General features: G+C 68.4%; 20 protein-coding genes. 13 read left to right on the top strand and 7 right to left on the bottom strand.

Annotation, left to right across the window (positions count from 1 at the left end; translation table 11 throughout):
* Nucleotides 1-45 precede the first annotated feature (45 nt).
* Both GLP40_RS13720 and GLP40_RS13715 read right to left on the bottom strand, forming a co-directional pair.
* Complete coding sequence (locus tag GLP40_RS13720) at nt 46-822, bottom strand: isocitrate lyase/PEP mutase family protein (RefSeq protein ID WP_154788311.1); 777 nt, start codon at nt 820-822, stop codon at nt 46-48.
* Nucleotides 823-859: 37 nt separating this feature from the next.
* Nucleotides 860-2,644, bottom strand: a complete 1,785-nt coding sequence (locus GLP40_RS13715) for an LCP family protein (protein ID WP_328290121.1) — start codon at nt 2,642-2,644, stop codon at nt 860-862.
* Nucleotides 2,645-2,663: 19 nt separating this feature from the next.
* On the opposite strand from GLP40_RS13715, the gene argC reads away from it, so the two are divergent.
* Genes argC through GLP40_RS13685 form a run of 6 tightly spaced genes read left to right on the top strand, consistent with a single transcriptional unit; the run spans nt 2,664 to nt 8,484 of the window.
* Nucleotides 2,664-3,725, top strand: a complete 1,062-nt coding sequence (gene argC / locus GLP40_RS13710) for an N-acetyl-gamma-glutamyl-phosphate reductase (RefSeq protein ID WP_154788310.1) — start codon at nt 2,664-2,666, stop codon at nt 3,723-3,725.
* The gene (argJ, locus tag GLP40_RS13705) at nt 3,722-4,930 is read left to right on the top strand and encodes a bifunctional glutamate N-acetyltransferase/amino-acid acetyltransferase ArgJ (protein WP_328290120.1); all 1,209 of its coding nucleotides are present in this window, start codon (nt 3,722-3,724) and stop codon (nt 4,928-4,930) included. Before argC ends, argJ begins: the two co-directional genes overlap by 4 nt.
* The gene (gene argB / locus GLP40_RS13700) at nt 4,927-5,826 is read left to right on the top strand and encodes an acetylglutamate kinase (protein ID WP_154788309.1); all 900 of its coding nucleotides are present in this window, start codon (nt 4,927-4,929) and stop codon (nt 5,824-5,826) included. The genes argJ and argB overlap by 4 nt, the downstream gene beginning before the upstream one ends.
* Nucleotides 5,823-7,016 (top strand): acetylornithine transaminase, encoded by a 1,194-nt coding sequence (locus GLP40_RS13695; protein ID WP_154788308.1) that lies wholly within the window; start codon nt 5,823-5,825, stop codon nt 7,014-7,016. The genes argB and GLP40_RS13695 overlap by 4 nt, the downstream gene beginning before the upstream one ends.
* On the top strand, nt 7,013-7,957 hold the full coding sequence (gene argF / locus GLP40_RS13690; protein WP_328290119.1) for an ornithine carbamoyltransferase: 945 nt from the start codon (nt 7,013-7,015) through the stop codon (nt 7,955-7,957). Before GLP40_RS13695 ends, argF begins: the two co-directional genes overlap by 4 nt.
* A 17-nt stretch (nt 7,958-7,974) precedes the next feature.
* On the top strand, nt 7,975-8,484 hold the full coding sequence (locus GLP40_RS13685; protein WP_328290210.1) for an arginine repressor: 510 nt from the start codon (nt 7,975-7,977) through the stop codon (nt 8,482-8,484).
* 113 nt (nt 8,485-8,597) lie between these two features.
* Here GLP40_RS13685 and GLP40_RS13680 read toward each other — a convergent pair whose 3' ends face one another.
* On the bottom strand, nt 8,598-8,753 hold the full coding sequence (locus GLP40_RS13680) for a hypothetical protein (protein WP_154788307.1): 156 nt from the start codon (nt 8,751-8,753) through the stop codon (nt 8,598-8,600).
* Nucleotides 8,754-8,883: 130 nt separating this feature from the next.
* A complete protein-coding gene (locus GLP40_RS13675; protein ID WP_154788306.1) occupies nt 8,884-9,651 on the bottom strand; it encodes a trans-aconitate 2-methyltransferase in 768 nt (255 codons plus the stop codon).
* A 253-nt stretch (nt 9,652-9,904) separates the two neighbouring features.
* Between GLP40_RS13675 and GLP40_RS13670 the strand changes: the two genes are divergently transcribed.
* The 4 genes from GLP40_RS13670 to GLP40_RS13655 all read left to right on the top strand — a co-directional run bounded on the left by GLP40_RS13670 (nt 9,905) and on the right by GLP40_RS13655 (nt 14,544).
* Nucleotides 9,905-11,107 (top strand): argininosuccinate synthase, encoded by a 1,203-nt coding sequence (locus GLP40_RS13670; RefSeq protein ID WP_154788305.1) that lies wholly within the window; start codon nt 9,905-9,907, stop codon nt 11,105-11,107.
* A 55-nt stretch (nt 11,108-11,162) separates the two neighbouring features.
* The gene (locus GLP40_RS13665) at nt 11,163-12,077 is read left to right on the top strand and encodes a class I SAM-dependent methyltransferase (RefSeq protein ID WP_154788304.1); all 915 of its coding nucleotides are present in this window, start codon (nt 11,163-11,165) and stop codon (nt 12,075-12,077) included.
* Entirely contained in the window at nt 12,074-13,495 is a 1,422-nt protein-coding gene (gene argH / locus GLP40_RS13660; protein WP_154788303.1) for an argininosuccinate lyase, read from the top strand. Before GLP40_RS13665 ends, argH begins: the two co-directional genes overlap by 4 nt.
* A 725-nt stretch (nt 13,496-14,220) precedes the next feature.
* Nucleotides 14,221-14,544, top strand: a complete 324-nt coding sequence (locus GLP40_RS13655) for a DMT family transporter (protein WP_154788302.1) — start codon at nt 14,221-14,223, stop codon at nt 14,542-14,544.
* 6 nt (nt 14,545-14,550) lie between these two features.
* Here the strand turns inward: GLP40_RS13655 and ilvA are convergent, their stop codons facing one another.
* Nucleotides 14,551-15,774: a threonine ammonia-lyase gene (ilvA, locus tag GLP40_RS13650; protein ID WP_154788301.1), complete on the bottom strand. Its 1,224-nt coding sequence runs from the start codon at nt 15,772-15,774 to the stop codon at nt 14,551-14,553.
* A gap of 124 nt (nt 15,775-15,898) precedes the next feature.
* Between ilvA and GLP40_RS34465 the strand changes: the two genes are divergently transcribed.
* The 3 genes from GLP40_RS34465 to GLP40_RS13640 all read left to right on the top strand — a co-directional run bounded on the left by GLP40_RS34465 (nt 15,899) and on the right by GLP40_RS13640 (nt 17,949).
* Nucleotides 15,899-16,024, top strand: coding sequence for a hypothetical protein (locus tag GLP40_RS34465; protein WP_268867121.1), 126 nt, complete (start codon nt 15,899-15,901; stop codon nt 16,022-16,024).
* A gap of 210 nt (nt 16,025-16,234) precedes the next feature.
* Nucleotides 16,235-16,693, top strand: a complete 459-nt coding sequence (locus GLP40_RS13645) for an RrF2 family transcriptional regulator (protein WP_154788300.1) — start codon at nt 16,235-16,237, stop codon at nt 16,691-16,693.
* An 8-nt stretch (nt 16,694-16,701) separates the two neighbouring features.
* Nucleotides 16,702-17,949 (top strand): globin domain-containing protein, encoded by a 1,248-nt coding sequence (locus GLP40_RS13640; protein ID WP_154788299.1) that lies wholly within the window; start codon nt 16,702-16,704, stop codon nt 17,947-17,949.
* A 17-nt stretch (nt 17,950-17,966) separates the two neighbouring features.
* On the opposite strand, the gene idi is transcribed toward GLP40_RS13640, so the two are convergent.
* Nucleotides 17,967-18,533, bottom strand: coding sequence for an isopentenyl-diphosphate Delta-isomerase (idi, locus tag GLP40_RS13635; protein WP_328290118.1), 567 nt, complete (start codon nt 18,531-18,533; stop codon nt 17,967-17,969).
* Nucleotides 18,530-19,402, bottom strand: a complete 873-nt coding sequence (locus GLP40_RS13630) for a geranyl diphosphate 2-C-methyltransferase (RefSeq protein ID WP_154788298.1) — start codon at nt 19,400-19,402, stop codon at nt 18,530-18,532. Before GLP40_RS13630 ends, idi begins: the two co-directional genes overlap by 4 nt.
* Nucleotides 19,403-19,444 lie beyond the last annotated feature (42 nt).

The following is a 19,444-nucleotide window of genomic DNA, read 5'->3' as shown; positions in this document are numbered from 1 at the left end:
GGGCCGGCTGCGCACCGCCGGACCGACCGTGCGATCGACCGGTGACTAGCCCTCGAGCAATCGCTGAATCGTTGCGTAACTGGGGATTTCGGCGACCAGCTGCTGGCCGTGGGCCACGGACTCGGCGGTGTGCACCGCGGCCGCCAGCGCCGCGCGATACAGTAGCGACCCGGTGCTGATCCGCCGCACACCCAGGGCTCCGAGTTCGGCGACGGTCGCGCCGGCGGGAGAGAAGAGGATGTTCAGCGGCACGGTCAGCGCGGCGGCGAGCGCCCGGATCCGCTCGGGATCGGTGACGCCGGGCACGAAAATCCCGTCCGCACCGCACTTCTCGTAGTGCTGCACCCGCTCCAGCGTGGAGTCCCCGTCGATCCCGAGCCAGTACGTGTCGGTCCGCGCATTGACGAAAAGCTCGGGCGTCGCGGCCTTCACGGCCGCGATCAGCGCGCCGTGCTCGCGGGGATCGGCCAGCTCCGCATTGGATCGGCTGTCCTCCAGATTGATTCCCGCGATGCCCGCCCCGGCGAGCTCGGCGCAGAACTCCGCCACCTCGCCCGCGTCATCGCTGAATCCGCCCTCGACATCCACGGTCACCGGCACCGGCAGCCGCCCGAGTCGCCGTGCCAGAGCCAGGGTTTCGTCGCGCGTGGCGGCCGTGCCATCCGGCAGCCCCGCCGCCGCGGCCACCCCGAGGCTGGTGGTGCCCAACGCCGCGAAACCCGCCTCGGCCAGCATGGCCGCCGACCCGTAGTCCCACGCGTTGGGCAGGACCAGCGGACGGTCACCGTGGTGCAGACTGCGGAACAACTCGGTCTTCGTCATTGCGGAGCTCCGTAAATCGACGGTCAGATCACGCGAATCAGTTCACACAGGGGATCTTCGAGCCGATCGTAGTGGTGACGGGCTTCCCGGAATCGGGCGCGTCCGACGTGGTCGCGTCGGTGGCGGCGGCGGTGGTGGCGGTGCCGCCCGCCGTGGTGGTCGGGCTGGTGGTGGCCGCCGTCGGGTCCAGCGTGGGCGGAATCTCCAGATCACTGCCGACGACCAGCTTCACATGCCCGGAGGACACCTCGGTGGACGGGCTCACCGGAAGGCCGCCGAACATCTCCGACAGCTGCTTGGCGTCGGTGTCCGCACCCGTGCCGTAGTAGACGGTCGAGGTGGTGCCGTCCGCGTAGGAGGCATTGCCCACGTCACCGGGCGGGAATCCCTTGGCGTTCAGCAACTTCGACACCTTGGCGGCCTGGCCGGGGGTACCACTGGCGTTGACCACGTCCAGGGTCGAGGTGGGCGTGGTGGCCGGGGCGCTGGGCGCCGCCGGGGTCGAGACGCCGAACGCCTCGCGCACGGTCTTCTTGATGGCGACCGGGTCGATGATGTTCACGTCCTGGCCGTCGACAGTGTCGTAACGCAGCACCGGCAGCGTGCGGAACTCGACCGTCGGCGACTCCGCGCGGCCCAAGGTGCTCGCGAAATCGGTGAGGCTCCAGCCGTCGGAGAGCACCACGTCCTTGTGCGCCACATCGATCAGCGCCTTGAGCCGCACCGGATTGGCCAGCGTGCCCGAGCCCTTCATGGCATTGGCGACCGAGGTGAGGAACGCCTGCTGGCGGTGGGTGCGGTCGAGGTCGCCGTTCTCCAGCCCGTGCCGCTGCCGCACGAACGCCAGCGCGTCGGAGCCGTCCAGATGCTGCGGCCCGGCGGGGAACTGCGCACCCGAGTAGTAGCTGTCGTCCACGGCGTGATTGAGGCACACATCCACGCCGCCCAGCGCGGTCGCCAGATCGTAGAAGCCCGCCAGGGAGATCTCGGCGAACCGGTTGATGGGCACGCCTGTGAGCGCTTTCACGGTCTGAACGATGCTGGCGCGGCCCGCTTCCCGGCCCTGACGCTCCAGCTCGGGTCCCTCGGCCATGCCCTTCGCCTTGAGCTTCTCCTCGACCGTGTACTTCTTGAGGCCGTAGGACTCCTTGATCTTGGCGTGGTCGTAACCCGGGATGCCCTGCACCGCCACGTAGTCGTCACGCGGGATCGAGAACGCGACGATGTGCTTCAGGTCCTTCGGAATGTGCACCAGGATGAGCGAATTGGCGTTGTAGCCGCCCTCCGTGCCGTCGCCGGCGTGCAGCTGGTCCAGTATCTCCTTGGGAAGATCGTTGCCGTTCAGGTCTTTTCGGGTGTCCAGACCGATCAGCAGCATATTGATATCGCCGTCGAGGTTCACGTCCTCGGGCGAGATCGCGCCCGAGCGGGTGAAGCCCTGATCCAGGGTGGTCTCGCCGTACCAGACCACGCCGGTGATACCCATCACGCCGGTGGCGACCAGCGCCATGATGCCGCGTCCGGCCAGTCGCAGCCGCTTGTCGCGCTCGCGCTGCGCGTCGGTGCGCTCCGGCTTGCCCTCACCGCGATCACGCTTGCCCGCGGTGCGCCGCTTGTCCGCGCGCCGGCGAGCGGAGTCCGCCTCGGTGCGCCGCGAGCGGCCGGGAGTCGGGTTTGGCGTCTCCGGTGCCCGGCGGGTGCGGCCCGGCTGGGGGCCGACGACCGGCAGCGGTTGGGTGGCGTCGTCGTACATGGCGCTGTCGAGTGTGCCGTAAGCGGCGCTCTCTGTCAGATTTCCGCCCGGTTGTGAATGAGCTTGCACAGTCGTGCATAATCATCACATGGTGGATACCTCGAACGGGCCCCTGCGGGTCGCGGTAGCTGGTGCGAGCGGGTACGCGGGCGGCGAAGTCCTGCGACTGCTGCTCGGGCATCCAGCCTACCGAAGCGGGCGCCTCGAGATCGGGGCGCTGACCGCGGGGTCCAATGCCGGGACCACCCTGGGTGAGCTGCAGCCACACCTGCTGCCGCTGGCCGATCGGGTGCTCGCGCCCACCACCGTCGAAGAGCTGTCGGGCCACGATGTGATCTTCCTGGGTCTGCCGCACGGTCAGTCCGCGGCGATCGCCACGGCGTTGCCGGAATCCACGGTCATTATCGACTGCGGCGCCGACTTCCGGCTCACGGACGCGGGCGCATGGGAGAAGTACTACGGCACCCCGCACGCCGGTAGCTGGCCCTACGGGCTGCCCGAGCTGCCGGGCGGGCGCGAGAAGCTGCGCGGCGCAACCCGCATCGCGGTGCCCGGTTGCTATCCGACCGTATCGAGCCTGGCGCTGGCCCCCGCCGTCGCGGCCGGGATCATCGAGCCGCGCGTGAATGTGGTCGCGGTGAGCGGCACGTCGGGTGCGGGCCGCAAACTCGATGTCGGCCTGCTGGGTTCGGAGGTCATGGGCTCGCTGCGGGCCTACGGCATCGCGGGCGCGCACCGGCACACCCCCGAGATCGCGCAGAACCTCAGGGCCGCCAGCGGATCCGGTGCGGACGTGAGCGTCTCGTTCACCCCCGTGCTGGCCCCGCTGCCGCGCGGCATCCTGGCGACCTGCACCGCCCCGACCACCGTGGACGCCGCGCAGGCCCGTGCCGTCTACGAGAAGGCCTACGCCGACGAGCCTTTCGTGCACCTGCTGCCGGAAGGCGTCCTGCCGCAGACTGGTTCGGTGCTCGGCTCCAATGCCGTCACCCTCCAGGTGACCGTGGACACCGACGCCGGGTTGCTGGTGGTCATCGGCGCGATCGACAACCTGACCAAGGGCACCGCGGGCGCCGCGGTCCAATCGATGAATCTGGCTCTCGGCCTCGACGAGACCGCAGGACTTTCCACCGTAGGAGTGGCACCGTGACTATCGACAACGGCAAGCTGGTTCGGACCCAGGGCGTCACCGCGCCGTTGGGCTTCCGGGCCGCGGGTATTGCCGCGGGCATCAAGCACAGCGGCAAGCCCGATCTGGCGCTGGTGTTCAACGAGGGCCCGGAGTACGCGGCAGCGGGCGTGTTCACCCGCAACAAGGTCAAGGCCGCGCCGGTGCTGTGGTCGCAGCAGGTGTTGACCGGCGGCCACTTGCGCGCGGTCATCCTGAATTCCGGTGGCGCCAACGCGTGTACCGGGCCGGGCGGTTTCCAGGACACCCACGCCACGGCCGAAGAATTGGCGAAGGCGTTGAGCAACTGGGGAACCGAGACCGGCGCGGGCGAGATCGCGGTCTGCTCCACCGGTTTGATCGGTGACCGGCTGCCGATGGACAAGCTGATCCCGGCCGTCACCGAGATCGTGCACGAGATGGGCGGCGGGCTCTCCGGCGGCGCCGAGGCGGCGCGGGCCATCATGACCACCGACACCGTGCCGAAAGAGGCCGCGTTCCACCACCGGGACAAGTGGAACGTTGGCGGCATGGCCAAGGGCGCGGGCATGCTCGCGCCGTCGCTGGCCACCATGCTCGTCGTGCTGACCACCGATGTGATCGCCACGCCGCAGCAGTTGGACGAAGCGCTGCGCAAGGCGACCGAGTACACCTTCGACCGCCTCGACGTGGACGGCTCCTGCTCCACCAATGACACCGTGCTGCTGCTGGCCAACGGCGCGTCCGGCGTCACCCCGAGCCAGGCGGACCTCAACGCCGCCGTGCTCGCGATCTGCGACGACCTGGCCGAACAGCTCATGTCCGACGCCGAGGGCGTCACCAAGCGCGTGCACATCACCGTGAAGGGCGCTGTCACCGAAGAGCAAGCGCTCATCGGTGCGCGGGCGCTGGCTCGCGACAGCCTGGTCAAGACCGCCTTCTTCGGCTCCGACCCGAACTGGGGCCGGGTGCTGGCGTCGATCGGCATCGCGCCCATCGAACTGGACCCGAACCGGGTTTCGGTGTCGTTCAACGGATCTCCGGTGTGCATCGACGGCGTGGGCGCGCCGGGGGCGCGCGAGGTGGACCTGTCCGGCCCGGATATCCAGGTGCTCGTGGAGCTGGGTCTGGGCGCCGGCGAGGCGACCATCCGCACCACGGACCTCTCGCACGGCTACGTCGAAGAGAACTCGGCCTACAGCTCATGAGCGATGTGGTGCAACAGCTTTCGGCCCTCGACAAGGCGCACGTCCTCGCCGACGCGCTGCCGTGGCTGCAGAAGTTCCGCGACAAGATCGTGGTCGTGAAGTATGGCGGCAACGCCATGATCGACGACGAGCTCAAGCGGGCGTTCGCCGCCGATATGGCGTTCCTGCGCACGGTCGGCGTACATCCGGTGGTGGTGCACGGCGGCGGGCCGCAGATCAGCGCCATGCTGAACAAACTCGGAATGACGGGCGAATTCCGCGGCGGCTTCCGGGTCACCACCCCCGAGGTCATGGATGTCGTGCGCATGGTGCTGTTCGGGCAGGTGGGCCGGGAACTGGTGGGGCTCATCAACGCCCACGGCCCGTACGCCGTCGGCATCTCCGGTGAGGATGCCCGGCTGTTCACCGCCACCCGCCGCACCGTGCAGGTCGACGGCGCGGCCACCGATATCGGCCTGGTCGGCGACGTCACCGAGGTGAAGCCCGAGGCCGTGCTGGACCTCATTGCGGCGGGCCGGATTCCGGTGGTCTCCACCATCGCCCCGGACGCCGACGGCGTGGTGCACAACATCAATGCCGACACCGCCGCGGCCGCGCTGGCCGAGGGCATCGGCGCGGAGAAACTGGTCATCCTCACCGATGTGGAGGGCCTCTACACCGACTGGCCCGACCGATCCTCGCTGACCTCCCGCATCGACACCAAGGCGCTCGCCGAGTTGCTGCCGTCGCTGGATGAGGGCATGGTCCCCAAGATGGAAGCCTGCCTGCGCGCCGTCGAGGGCGGCGTCCCCACCGCGCACGTGATCGACGGGCGGGTCGCCCATTCGGTCCTGCTGGAACTGTTCACCGGGGAGGGCATCGGCACGATGGTCACCCCCGCACAGGAGATCTCATGAGCACAGCCGACATTCAGCAGCGGTGGAACACCGCCCTGATGAACAATTACGGCACCCCCAAGGTGGCGCTGGTCCGCGGCGCCGGCGCGGTCGTCTACGACGCGGACGGCAAGCGCTACCTCGATTTCCTGGGCGGCATCGCCGTCAACAGCCTCGGTCACGCGCACCCGGCCATCCTGTCGGCGGTCACCCAGCAGCTCGGCACCCTCGGCCATGTGTCGAATCTGTATGCCAGCGAACCGGTCATCGAGCTGGCCGAGCGTCTGCTCGCGCACTTCGGCGACGGGCACGGCAAGGCGTTCTTCTGCAACTCCGGCACCGAGGCCAACGAGGCCGCCTTCAAGATGGCGCGGCTGACCGGGCGCAAGAAGATCATCGCCTGCGAGGAGGCATTCCACGGGCGCACCATGGGCGCGCTCGCGCTGACCGGTCAGCCCTCGAAGCGGGAGCCGTTCGAGCCCATGCCGCCGGGCGTGGTGCACGTGCCCTACGGCGACGCGCTGGCGCTGGCCGCCGCCGTCGACAAGGACACGGCCGCGGTGTTCCTCGAACCCATCATGGGTGAGAGCGGTGTCGTGGTGCCCCCGGCCGACTACCTGGCCAAGGCCCGCGCCATCACCAAAGAGCAAGGCGCGCTGCTGATCCTGGACGAGGTGCAGACCGGCATCGGCCGCACCGGCGCGTTCTACGCGCACCAGGCCGCGGGCATCGTGCCCGATGTCATCACCCTGGCCAAGGGGCTCGGCGGCGGCCTGCCCATCGGCGCGGTACTGGCCCAGGGCGCGGCGGCGGAGCTGTTGCAGCCGGGCACGCACGGCAGCACCTTCGGTGGCAATCCGGTGTGCGCCGCGGCGGCGCTGGCCGTGTTGCGGACCATCGACGAAGAAGGTTTGCTCTCGCATGTGGAGACGGTCGGCAAGATCCTCGTCGACGGGATCGAGAACCTCGGCCACCCGCTGGTCGATCACGTGCGGGGTGCGGGTCTGCTGATCGGCATCCAGCTGACCAGCGATGCCTCCGCGCAGGTGGAGGCGGCGGCCCGGGAAGCCGGGTACCTGCTGAATCCCGCCAAGCCCAACGTGATCCGCCTCGCTCCGCCCCTGGTGCTCACCGAGACCCAGGCCGAGAACTTCCTGTCCGACCTGCCCGGCATCCTCGATGCCGCCCAGGCCCAGAAGGAGACCAAGTGACCATCCGGCATTTCCTGCGTGACGACGACGTCACCCCTGCCGAACAGGCCGAGATCCTCGCGCTGGCAGCGGAATTGAAGGCCGCGCCGCTGTCGCGGCGGCCGCTGGAGGGCCCGCGCGGCGTGGCGGTCATGTTCGAGAAGAACTCCACCCGGACGCGTTTCTCCTTCGAGATGGGCATCGCCCAGCTCGGCGGGCACGCCGTCGTGGTGGACGGTCGCGACACCCAATTGGGTCGCGAGGAGACCCTCGCCGACACCGGCCGGGTGCTGTCCCGCTATGTGGACGCTATCGTCTGGCGCACCTTCGAGCAGACCCGCTTGGACGAGATGGCCAGCGCCGCAACGGTTCCCGTTGTCAACGCACTGTCCAACGAGTTCCATCCGTGCCAGGTGCTGGCGGACCTCCAGACGCTGAAGGAGCGCAAGGGCTCCGACCTCACCGGCCGCAACCTGACCTACCTCGGTGACGGCGCCAACAATATGGCGCACTCGCTGATGCTGGGCGGCGTGACCGCGGGCATGAACGTGACCATCGCCGCCCCCGAGGGTTTCGAGCCGTTCGGCTGGATCGTCGACGCCGCCCAGAAACGCGCCGCCGAGACCGGCGCGACCATCACCCTCACCAATGACCCCCGGGCCGCGGCCGACGGCGCGGACGCGCTCGTCACCGACGCCTGGACCTCCATGGGCCAGGAGAACGACGGTCGTGACCGGGTGGCGCCGTTCCGGCCCTTCCAGGTCAATGCCGAGCTGCTGGCCCGTGCGGCCGCGGATGTGACCGTGCTGCACTGTCTTCCGGCGCACCGTGGTGAGGAGATCACCGACGACGTCATCGACGGCCCGCGCAGCGCGGTCTGGGACGAGGCCGAGAACCGCCTGCACGCGCAGAAGGCGCTGCTGGTGTGGCTGCTGGAGCGATTCGCGCGAGGCGAGAGGTGAGCAGCGGCGAACGCCGCGTGACGGCTCCGGCGTCCGGCAGATCGGGTGCGGCCATCGCCCGCACCCGGGCCGGGCGGCAGGCCCGCATCGTCGCCATCCTCGCCCAGCATGAGGTGCGCAGCCAATCGGAGCTGGCCGTGCTGCTGTCCGGCGAGGGCATCGAGACCACCCAGGCCACGCTGTCCCGCGACCTCGACGAACTGGGCGCGGTCAAGCTGCGCGCGGCCGACGGCGGCGCGGGCGTGTACGTGGTCCCCGAGGACGGCAGCCCCGTCCGCGGCGTCACCGGCGGCACCGAACGCCTCTCCAAACTCCTGGGTGACCTGCTGGTCTCCACCGATGCCAGCGGCAATATCGCGGTCCTGCGCACCCCACCGGGCGCCGCCCACTTTCTCGCCAGCGCCCTCGACCGCGCCGCCCTCCCCGAGGTGGTCGGCACCATCGCCGGTGACGACACCATCGCCGTCATCGCCCGCGAGCCCATGACCGGCGCCGAACTCGCCGCCAAGATCGAACAGCTGGCCTGAGACCTGTCCTGCGCGGGCGGCCGCCTCACGAGATGGACGTGGCGCAGCCTGTGGCGCGGTAGTAGCCGAACGTCACGATGCGTGATTCGGATCCTCGGCTGTTCCGTGAGCGCTCAGCTGAACGGGTACTGCCCGGGCGGGAAGGCGCCTCCGCCCTGGCCGTATCCGCCGGAGGAGAGGAGGTCCTGCGCGAACTGGAGTGTTGCCGATCCGATGGCCAGGATGTCGCTGCCGAGGGTGCCTATGTTCTGGGTGAATGTCGAGAGCATGGCGGAATCCCTTCGGTTGGCCCGGAAGTGTCGACTCTCAGCGTGGCACAGTGGTGCCCTATGTGATCGTGAATCGAATCGAAGAGCGGGTTTTCGGAGGTATGCCGGAATCAGGGCCGACCGGTCGTCGTCACTCGGCCTTGTGCGCCACGGCGAACACGCGACGGAACGGCAACCAGGTCGTGCCGTCCTCTTCTCGCGGGTAGGCGGTCCGCAGCAGCGGCGCGAGCTCGGCGCGGAACCGCTGCCACTCGGCGTCGTCGAGCGCGTCCCGAATCGGCCGCAAGGCCGTGCCCGTCACCCATTCGAGCACCGGATCGGCCCCGGTCAGCGGCTGCAGATAGGTGGTCTCCCAGGCATCCACACGGCAGCCCGCGGCCGTCAGCACCGCGGCATACCCGGCGGGGTCGGGCACCGCCTGCCGATCGAGAATCCCCGCCGCTCCCAGCCGCTGCCGCCACCGCTGCGACCGGGCGAGCTCCCGAATCGTCACATGCGAAGGCGCGTCGAAGTTGCCGGGCACCTGGATCGCCAGCCACGCCCCGCCCGGCAGCGCCGCCACCCAATCCGGCAGCAGCGCAAGGTGATCCGGCACCCACTGCAATACCGCGTTGGTCACGACAACATCGGTGTCCGGCGCGGGCCGCCAGTCATGGACATCGGCCACGGTCGCGGCGATCCCGTGTTCCCTTGCCGCGGCGACCATTTCGGGCGACGAATCGAAAGCCTCGAGGGCGGCCCCCGGCCATCGCTGCGCGAGCGTCACCGTGAGATTGCCCGGTCCGCAGCCGACATCGACCACCCGTCGGGGCTGGTCGGCCCCCACTCGGCCCATCAGATCGAAGAACGGCCGCGCACGCAGGTCGTCGAAGGCGAGGTATTTATCCGGATCCCACATGGGCCCTCCGCGTCAACGTCGATTTTCCCAAACCGTACGTACGTACTGTATTCTTCCTCGGGTTCCGGTGCAAGGATGAGATGGTCCCCTGACGGCGGGGTCCGTGCAGGCGGGGACCCCAGTTATGAATGGGATTGCATCATCATGCATAATCATTTGCAGGACAACGGAGCGCGCCAGTGGGACCGGGACGGAACCTCGGGGCAGCGCACCGGCCGAGGGCCTATACGAACAATCGAGGAGCACACGGACTATGACCAAGCGCGTCGTACTCGCCTACTCCGGCGGGCTGGACACCTCAGTCGCCATCAGCTGGATCGGTAAGGAGACCGGCGCCGAGGTCGTCGCCGTCGCCATCGACCTCGGCCAGGGTGGCGAGGACATGAACGACGTGCGCCAGCGCGCGCTGGACTGCGGCGCCGTCGAATCCATCGTCGTCGATGCCCGCGACGAGTTCGCCAACGAGTACTGCCTGCCGACCGTGCAGGCCAACGCCCTCTACATGGGCCGCTACCCGCTGGTGTCGGCCATTTCCCGGCCGCTGATCGTCAAGCACCTGGTCGAGGCCGCCGAGTACCACGGCGCCGATACCGTCTCGCACGGCTGCACCGGCAAGGGCAACGACCAGGTCCGCTTCGAGGTCGGCATCGGCGCGCTCGCGCCCGACCTCAAGGTCATCGCGCCGGTCCGTGACTACGCCTGGACGCGTGAGAAGGCCATCGAGTTCGCGGGTGAGAACAACCTGCCGATCAATGTGTCCAAGAAGTCGCCGTTCTCCATCGATCAGAACCTGTGGGGCCGCGCGGTCGAAACCGGGTTCCTCGAGGACCTGTGGAACGCCCCGACCAAGGACGTCTACGACTACACCGTCGACCCGACCGTCAACTTCGAGGCTCCCGACGAGCTCATCGTCACCTTCGACAAGGGTGTGCCGGTGGCCATCGACGGCCGCCCGGTCACCATGCTCGAGGCCATCACCGAGCTGAACAAGCGGGCCGGCCGTCAGGGTGTGGGCCGCCTCGACATGGTCGAGGACCGGCTCGTCGGCATCAAGAGCCGCGAGATCTACGAGGCCCCGGGCGCCATCGCGCTGATCACCGCGCACCAGGAGATGGAAGCGGTCACCATCGAGCGCGAGCTGGGCCGCTACAAGCGGCAGGTCGAGCAGCGCTGGGGCGAGCTGGTGTACGACGGCCTGTGGTACTCGCCGCTGAAGCGGGCCCTGGATGCCTTCGTGGCCGAGACCCAGCAGCACGTGTCCGGCGATGTCCGGATGGTCCTGCACGGCGGCAGCGTCGTGGTCAACGGCCGTCGCTCCGACGAGTCGCTCTACGACTTCAACCTCGCCACCTACGACGAGGGTGACACCTTCGACCAGTCGCTGGCCAAGGGCTTCGTGCAGATCCACGGCCTGTCCTCCAAGGTCGCGGCGCGGCGGGATCTCAGCAGCAAGTAGTAGCCTGCGACCGGGGCGGATTTTGTTCCGAGCACCGGCCGAAGGAGACGCGCCCATGCGAACCGATGACGACAGTTGGGACATCACGGAGAGCGTGGGCGCGACCGCCCTGGGTGTGGCCGCCATCCGGGCCTACGAAACCAGCCGCGAGGACGCCCTTTTCCGGGATCCGTACGCGGCGAAACTGGTGGGCGCGGTCGGTTCGGAGGGCTGGAACGCCCTCATGACCGGAGCGCTGAGCGGGCAGGGTGTCAGCGACGCTGATCTGCGCGGCTGGTCGATGGGAAGTGTCCTCGTCGCCCGCACGCTGTACTTCGACGAGTATTTCGCCGACGCCCTGCGTGCCGGTATCCGGCAGATCGTGATCCTGGCCGCCGGTCTCGACGCTCGCGCATACCGGCTCGAATGGCCTTCGGGCACCAGGATTTTCGAGCTCGACCAGCCGAAGGTCCTGGCGTTCAAGGCGCGGGCGCTGGCCGGGGACGAGCCCGCTGCCGACCGCCGTGAGGTGGCGATCGACCTGCGGCAGGACTGGCCGAAAGCCCTGCTGGACAAGGGTTTCGAACTCGGGGAGCCGACCGCGTGGCTGGCGGAGGGGCTGCTGCGGTATCTGCCCGGCCATGCCCAGGATCAGCTGCTGGAGAAAGTGGTGGAACTCAGTGCGCCCGGCAGCCGGATGGCGTTGAACCTGAGCATGGACGGTGACATGGCCGACGAGTTCCGCGAACGGCGCAGGAAGGTCATGGCGGAGGCCGGAATCCACATCGACCTGGAGAACCTCTTCTACCCGTGGGAGGACCGCAAGGACCCCCGCGACTGGTTCGCCATGCACCGCTGGCTGGTGACGCAGGGCGACCCGGTCACCCTGCTCGAAGACCACGGCCGTACCGTCCCCGATGCGGCCAAGGCCGGTATGGGCGCACACATTCTGATGACCGCGACGAAACCGCGAGGAGACGACACGCTATGACCCAGGGCGGCAGCACCAATGAAGGCGCGCTGTGGGGTGGACGCTTCGCGTCCGGTCCGGCCGCGGCGATGGCGGCGCTGAGCAAGTCGACCCACTTCGACTGGGCGCTCGCGCCGTACGACATTCGCGCCTCCAAGGCTCACGCACGCGTGCTGCACAAGGCCGGGCTGCTGTCGGAGACCGACTTGGCGGGCATGCTCGCGGGCCTGGATCAGCTCGCGGCGGACGTGGACTCGGGCGCGTTCGGCCCGCTCGAATCCGATGAGGACGTGCACGGCGCGCTGGAACGCGGACTGATCGACCGGGTCGGCACCGAACTCGGCGGCCGGCTGCGTGCCGGCCGTTCCCGCAATGACCAGGTCGCCACGCTGTTCCGCATGTGGCTGCGGGACGCGGTGCGGCGCATCGCCTCCGGGGTCCTGGATGTCGTGGACGCCCTCGTCGAGCAGGCCGCCGCGCAACCGGACGCGGTCATGCCGGGCAAGACCCACCTGCAGGCCGCCCAGCCGGTGCTACTGGCCCATCACCTGCTCGCGCACGCGCATCCGCTACTGCGCGATATCGACCGGATTCGTGACTTCGACAAGCGGGCCGCGGTGTCGCCGTATGGTTCCGGCGCGCTGGCGGGTTCCTCGCTGGGCCTGGATCCGGAAGCCATTGCCGCCGAACTGAATTTCGATTCCTCCGCCGCGAATTCGATCGACGCCACCTCGTCTCGCGACTTCGCCGCCGAGGCCGCCTTCGTGCTGGCCATGACAGCCGTCGACCTGAGCCGCATGGCTGAAGAGGTGATCATCTGGAGCACACCGGAATTCGGTTACATCACCCTCGCCGACGCCTGGTCCACCGGCTCCTCGATCATGCCGCAGAAGAAGAACCCGGACGTCTCCGAACTCACTCGCGGCAAGGCCGGCCGCCTGATCGGCAACCTCACCGGCCTGCTCGCCACTCTCAAGGCCCAGCCGCTGGCCTACAACCGTGACCTGCAGGAGGACAAGGAGCCCGTCTTCGACTCGGTGGCCCAGCTCGAACTTCTGCTGCCCGCCATCGCGGGGCTGGTATCGACCCTGACCTTCCACACCGATCGCATGGCCCAACTCGCCCCCGCGGGCTTCACCCTCGCCACCGACATTGCCGAATGGCTTGTCCGCCAGGGTGTTCCGTTCCGCGTCGCCCATGAGGCCGCCGGTGGTTGCGTCCGTGCCGCCGAGTCCCGCGGCGTCGGGCTGGACGAGCTGACCGACGAGGAGTTCGCCGCCGTCGACCCGGCCCTGACCCCCGGCGTCCGCGACGTGCTCACCGTCGCGGGCTCCATCGCCTCGCGCAATGCCCGTGGCGGCACCGCCGGCACCCAGGTCGCCAAGCAGCTCGAAGAGGTTCGCGGAACTGCCGCCACCCAGCGCGCCTGGCTGAGCTGACCCGGCTGCCGCATCGACGAGAACGGCCCGTTGGGGTTCCGCAATGGAAACCCCGACGGGCCGTTCGTCATCCACGCCGATAGTTCATGTGTTTCGTGGCGGGCACGGCAGTGCGACCGGAATCGTGCACCTTCCCACCACCGATCTGCTGTTGCTTCCGATCCCCCTTGCCCCGCCGCTCCCGCCGCGACAGCGGCCGATCGGCAGGTTCATCAGAGGGAATTTCGGGCAGCGAAAAGCGCTCGGGCACAGGTCCTCCTACAGATATGCGTGACCGGCCAACCGGATCGATCGCCGGTCGAAATCGGGAATGCCACAACGCGGTCGACTGGAAGACCGCCGGGCGTCAGAAGCGAATCGCGCTCAGGAGAACAGCTGCAGCCACATGCCGAGCACTGTAGCCACGGGCGGACACCTGCCGCACCTCATTTATTCGGGCCGAGCTGGGGGCAGGTGTCCGTGCGGGGGGATGAGCATCAACTCAGCGCCTTCTTCAGCAGGTCGGTAATGCGGGATTCGGCGTCGAGCCCGGCGGCGAGGGCGTCGCCAAGGCGTTCCAGGGCCGGTGTGCGCACCGGAGGCGACCAGGGCGGGAATTTTGGTCGCCCGCACTGCATCTGGGCCGGGCAGGCGGCCGACCGCGGTGGGCGCGCCGTACCGCATGGACCGCAGCGTCCTTCTCGTGCGGCGTCCACTGCCATCGGATGTATGGCTATCCTTCGGCTATGACCTTGGTGTTACTGGCGTTGGCGATCGCTTGCGAAGTGACAGCGACTGTTTCGCTGAAGATCTCGGAGGGGTTCAGCAAGCCGGCGCCGTCGATCATCGTCGTGATCGGGTACGGGGCGGCGTTCTACTTTCTGTCGCAGGCGCTGAAGCGCGGGATGGCCATCGGGGTGGCGTATGGGATCTGGTCGGCGGTCGGCGTGGTCGCGGTGGCGACCCTCGGGGCGCTGTTCCTGAATGAGCGCATCACGCCGGTGCAGATCGGGGGGATCGTGCTGGTGATCGCCGGGGTGCTGGCGCTGGAACTCGGCGGGGCGCGCTGAACTCGGTCAGTCCTGCACGCGCACCAGGTATCCCGCGTCGGACAGGGCCGCCAGGACCTCGTCGCGATGGGTGGGACCGCGGGTCTCGAGGGTGAGCAGCACCTCCACCTCATCGATGGCCAGCCAGGCGCCGGTGCGGGAGTGAACCACGTCGAGGACGCTCGCGCCGGTACGGCCGAGTTCGCCGAGCAGGCGCGACAGGCTGCCGGGGCGGTCGGAGATGGTGACGCGGGCGGCGAGGTAGCGGCCGGCGGCGCTGAGACCGTGGCCGATGACCCTGGTCAGCAGCAGCGGGTCGATATTGCCGCCGGAAAGGATGGCGCATACCGGGCCCTCGAGCGCGAGTTGGCCCGGGGCGCAAGCCATCAGGGCCGCGACGGCCGCCGCGCCCGCCGGTTCGACGATCAGCTTGGCGCGCTCCATGCACAGCAGCAGCGCCTTGGACAGGGCGTCCTCGTCGACGGTGACGATGGCGGGTGCGAACTCGACGATGTGCTCGAAGGGCACCTCCCCGGGCAGGCCGACCGCGATGCCGTCGGCCATGGTGGACATCTGCTCCAGCGCCACCGGCTTACCCGCGGCCAGCGAGGCGGGCCAGGCGGCGGCCTCGGCGGCCTGCACGCCGATCACCCGGACCTGCGGCTTCCACCGCCGCATCGCCGCGGCCACCCCGGCCAGCAGGCCGCCCCCGCCCGTCGGCACCAGCACGGTGCCGACATCCGGTAGCTGGTCGAGGATTTCGAGCCCGGCCGTCGCCTGCCCGGCCACGATGTCGATGTGATCGAACGGGTGCACCAGCGTCGCCCCGGTGTGCTCGGCGAATTCTTTTGCGGCGGAAAGTGATTGATCGATGGTATCGCCGACCTGGTGCACGGTCGCCCCGTATGCCCTGGTGGCCACCAGCTTCGGCAGCGCCGCGCCGACCGGCATGAACACCGTTGCCGGGATTCCGAGCGAGGTCGCCGACCAGGCCACCCCCTGCGCGTGATTGCCCGCGCTGGCCGCCACCACACCCCGCGCCCGCTCGGCCTCGGACAGATTGGCGATGCGGTTGTAGGCTCCGCGTGGCTTGAACGATCCGGTGCGCTGCAGGTTCTCGCACTTGAGCCAGACCTCGTGCCCGCTGCGCTCGGACAACACCCGCGAGGCCACCACAGGAGTCCGCCGGATCACCGGCGCCAGCAGGGTCGCCGCCGCTTCGATCCGCGCCATGAGCTCCATATGGGCCATGTTGCCAGGTATTCATTCCCCGTGTTCTGTCAAGGCACGGAGTTCATCCGCACTTCTGCGACCCCGCCGGCTACCCGATCGACAAGGCCGGGTGGAGCGCCATCGAAACCTGTAATGGGTCGCGGTGATCGCCGCCTTGGTCGGCGCCGTCGCGGCGGTCTTCCCGGTATCGGCCGAGAACCTGTACGGCATGCGCACCGCGGCGCAGTGCAGCTGGTTCATCGGATGCCGTGTGGCGCTGGTCATCTAACACGTGTCGGCCACCCGCGGCACGCTCATGGCCTGGGCCCGAGGCGATGTCCCGGGCAGCGGCGCCCACCGCTGCCAGTAATTTGCTGTCTCAGTAATAGGCTAGCCGTGAATAATGTGTCCGAGGTTACATATTCCGCATGGATTTGCGTATTAAAGCGCACAGTCTGAAAACCTGCTTTTACCAAGCGGAATAAGTACCGTAGGGCTCATGCAGCTCTCCCGGTTCACCGATCTCGGCTTACGGTCGCTCATGCGTCTGGCGGTCAGTAGTGGTGCCGAGGAAAGGGTCACCGTCAAACTCATTGCGCGACAGGTGAATGCTTCCGAAAACTACGTTGCCAAGGCCGTCTCGAGGCTCGCGGAACTCGGTTATGTCGAGTCGCAGCGCGGGCGCACCGGCGGGATCTTCCTGACCGAGGCGGGCAGAAAAACCACCATTGGCACTATTGTTCGCCAGCTCGAATGTGATAACGAAGTCATCGAATGTGGCGGCGACAATCCGTGCCGATTGGCGAATGCGTGCCGTTTGCGAGGCGTTCTCGCCACCGCACAGAACGCCTTCTACGCCGAACTCGATCGGTACCTCCTGTCCGATCTGGTGGATCAGCGCACCGTGGAGTTGCTGCATATGCCGGTATTTCCGGCTGCTTCACTCATCGACATCTAGGAGACCTCATGAGGCTCGCGCCGGATTCCACGCTGCACAACCTCCCCGAGCTGGCACCCGAGCACGCCGAGGTGATCCGCGCGACTCTGCCCCTGGTGGCCGCGCACATCGACCAGATCACCCCGCTGTTCTACACCAAGATGTTCACCGCCCACCCGGAGCTGCTGCGTGACCGCTTCAACCGCGGCAACCAGCATCAGGGCGCGCAGCAGAAGGCGCTCGCCGCCTCCATCGCCACCTTCGCGACCCACCTCGTGGATCCGAGCCTCCCGCATCCGCGGGAACTGCTGGCCCGCATCGGCCACAAGCACGCCTCGCTGGGCGTCACCGAACCGGAATACCGCATCGTCCACGAGCATTTGTTCGCGGCCATCGTCGAGGTGCTCGGCGCGGACGTGGTGACCCCGGAGATCGCGGCGGCCTGGGATCGCGTGTACTGGCTGATGGCAACGACACTCATCGATTTCGAGCGGGAGCTCTACGATGCGGCGGGCGTCGAGCCCGGCGACGTGTTCCGCGAGACCCGGGTGGTGGAGCGCATCGACGATCCGTCGGGTGTGGCCACCTTCGTGGTGGAGTCCGCCGACCCGGCTCGCCCGCTGCCGGGATTTCTTCCGGGACAGTACATCTCGGTCGGGGCCAAGCTGCCCGACGGCGCTCGGCAGCTGCGTCAGTACAGCCTGATCAACCGTGGTGGAGACGGCCGGCTCGCCTTCACCGTGCGCAGGGTGCCGGCCGAGGCGAACATCCCGGCCGGTGAGGTCTCGAACTGGCTGCACGACAGCGTCGGTGCGGGCGATTCCCTCGAAATCACGCTGCCCTTCGGTGATCTCACCATCGACACCGAAGCCACCACCCCGGTCGTGCTGATCTCCGCGGGCATCGGCGTCACACCGATGGCGGGCATTCTGGAATACCTGGCCGCCGAAACTCCGGCGCGCCGAACGGTCATCCTGCACGCCGACCGGTCCGCCGACACGCACCCCCTGCGCGAGACGGTCGCCGATCTGGCCACCCGCCTGGCGGACGTGTACTTCCACGCCTGGTACGAGGCCGGCGGCGACGGCCTGCTGGATGTGACCCGGGTCGACCTCCCGGAGGACGCGGACTACTACCTGTGCGGCGGCACCGGCTTCCTCCAGCACGTCCGCTCCCAGCTCATGTCCGCCGGAATCCCCACGGACCGAGTCCATTTCGAGCTCTTCGCTCCCAATGACTGGCTGCTGGACGCCGATCAGGAGCCGGTTCTCGCCTAGCCGCGAGCGGCCCGGGCTCAGTGCCGGGCGGTGATGGTGTCGAGCACTCCACTCAGCCACGGCGTGTACCGGGCCGGTTCGGCCGCGACGTCCTCGGCGAGGGCGTCGAGGCGGATCCACGCGATGTCGGCCACCTCGTCCGGGTTCGGCCGGGGCGTGATGTCTTCCGGGCGTCCGATCAGGACGTGGTCGTATTCGAATTCGACGCGGCCGGTGTTCGGGTCGGTGGCCTGGTAGATGAAGGTGCCCACCTCGGACAGGTCGGCGGTGAGGCCGAGTTCCTCGTCCAGCCGCTTGGCGGCCGCGTCCACCACCGCCTGGCCCGGCTCCGGATGCCCGCAGCACGTGTTGGTCCACAGCAGCGGGAAACGGGTTTTCACCGCGGCCCGCTGCTGCAACAGCACTCGCCCGGTGGCATCGAACAGCAGGATCGAGAAGGCTCGATGCAATCGGCCGGGGGCGGTGTGCGCCACCGCCACCGACAGTTCGCCCTGCGTCCGACCCTGCTCGTCGACCAGCTCGACGAGCAGGGTCTCGCGGTCCACCACCGGGGTCGCGTCGGATGTGTCGAGGGTGCCGGTCACCTACCCACCTTATCGGCGGTGATCATCAGGTACTGGAAGCTGCCCTCCCTGTAGGAGGTCAGGAACGGCTTCTCGACACCGGTCGCGAGCTCCGACCTGGTGCGCAGCTCCCAGTAGGGGATGGTCGCCGGTGTGAGGTCGGTGACCGCGACGGGGATCAGGTTGTTGGCGGCCAAGGCCTGGAAGTACCGGCTGCGCGGGTGGATATTGCAGCCGTAGTGGGCGTCGATCCAGCTCACCGAGGCCGAGCGGGCGCCGAACACGTCATTGGAGCAGCCGGTGACGCAGACGTAGCGACCGCCCGGCTCGAGCAGGCGGGAGAATTCCGCGAACAGCTCGAAAAGGTCCACATACATGGTGGTTTCATTGGTCCAGATGCCGTGCATGGAGCCCGACTCGAAACCGGTGTCGAGCATGTTCTTGAAGTGGAAGCGCACCTTGTCGGCGACGCCGCGCTTGTCGGCCTGCTCATTGGCGAAGCGCACCTGGTACTCGGAGATCGTGACGCCGTCCACCCGGCAGCCGAAGCGCTGATTGGCCATGAAACTGGTGCCGCCGCGACCGGAGCCGCCGTCCATGAGGTGATCGCCGGGACGGACATCGCCGAGTTGGTCGAGCAGGACGTCGGCCTGGGCGGTCTCGAGCCGGTGCAGTTCCTTGACGATGCGTTCCTGCCGGGTCTCCTCGGGGCCCTCGAGCACCGACAGATCGGGCTCGCCGATGCCGTAGTGGTGGTGATAGAGCCCGTCCACCTCGCCGAGTTCGGTGTTCACGCGGTCGTCGTTGGGATTGTTGTTCCAGTAGGACGCGACCGATTTCTGGTATTCGGTTTTCAGGACGGTGTCGGGCTGGGGGCGGAGCGCGGTCATGGCAGGTCATCCTCTCGAATGGGTGATATGACGCTGGAACTA

The organism is Nocardia aurantiaca (assembly GCF_009708175.1).
GTDB classification, from domain to species: Bacteria; Actinomycetota; Actinomycetes; order Mycobacteriales; family Mycobacteriaceae; genus Nocardia; species Nocardia aurantiaca.
Note: the sequence above shows the minus strand (reverse complement) of the source record. Positions and strands in the feature narration are given on the sequence as shown.

Bases quoted from the DNA above. Each gene is read 5' to 3' on its own strand.
- GLP40_RS13720 (WP_154788311.1), bottom strand. From the start codon at position 822: ATGACGAAGACCGAGTTGTTCCGCAGTCTGCACCACGGTGACCGTCCG.
- argC (WP_154788310.1), top strand. From the start codon at position 2,664: ATGGTGGATACCTCGAACGGGCCCCTGCGGGTCGCGGTAGCTGGTGCG.
- argB (WP_154788309.1), top strand. From the start codon at position 4,927: ATGAGCGATGTGGTGCAACAGCTTTCGGCCCTCGACAAGGCGCACGTC.
- GLP40_RS13695 (WP_154788308.1), top strand. From the start codon at position 5,823: ATGAGCACAGCCGACATTCAGCAGCGGTGGAACACCGCCCTGATGAAC.
- GLP40_RS13680 (WP_154788307.1), bottom strand. From the start codon at position 8,753: ATGCTCTCGACATTCACCCAGAACATAGGCACCCTCGGCAGCGACATC.
- GLP40_RS13675 (WP_154788306.1), bottom strand. From the start codon at position 9,651: ATGTGGGATCCGGATAAATACCTCGCCTTCGACGACCTGCGTGCGCGG.
- GLP40_RS13670 (WP_154788305.1), top strand. From the start codon at position 9,905: ATGACCAAGCGCGTCGTACTCGCCTACTCCGGCGGGCTGGACACCTCA.
- GLP40_RS13665 (WP_154788304.1), top strand. From the start codon at position 11,163: ATGCGAACCGATGACGACAGTTGGGACATCACGGAGAGCGTGGGCGCG.
- argH (WP_154788303.1), top strand. From the start codon at position 12,074: ATGACCCAGGGCGGCAGCACCAATGAAGGCGCGCTGTGGGGTGGACGC.
- GLP40_RS13655 (WP_154788302.1), top strand. From the start codon at position 14,221: ATGACCTTGGTGTTACTGGCGTTGGCGATCGCTTGCGAAGTGACAGCG.
- ilvA (WP_154788301.1), bottom strand. From the start codon at position 15,774: ATGGCCCATATGGAGCTCATGGCGCGGATCGAAGCGGCGGCGACCCTG.
- GLP40_RS13645 (WP_154788300.1), top strand. From the start codon at position 16,235: ATGCAGCTCTCCCGGTTCACCGATCTCGGCTTACGGTCGCTCATGCGT.
- GLP40_RS13640 (WP_154788299.1), top strand. From the start codon at position 16,702: ATGAGGCTCGCGCCGGATTCCACGCTGCACAACCTCCCCGAGCTGGCA.
- GLP40_RS13630 (WP_154788298.1), bottom strand. From the start codon at position 19,402: ATGACCGCGCTCCGCCCCCAGCCCGACACCGTCCTGAAAACCGAATAC.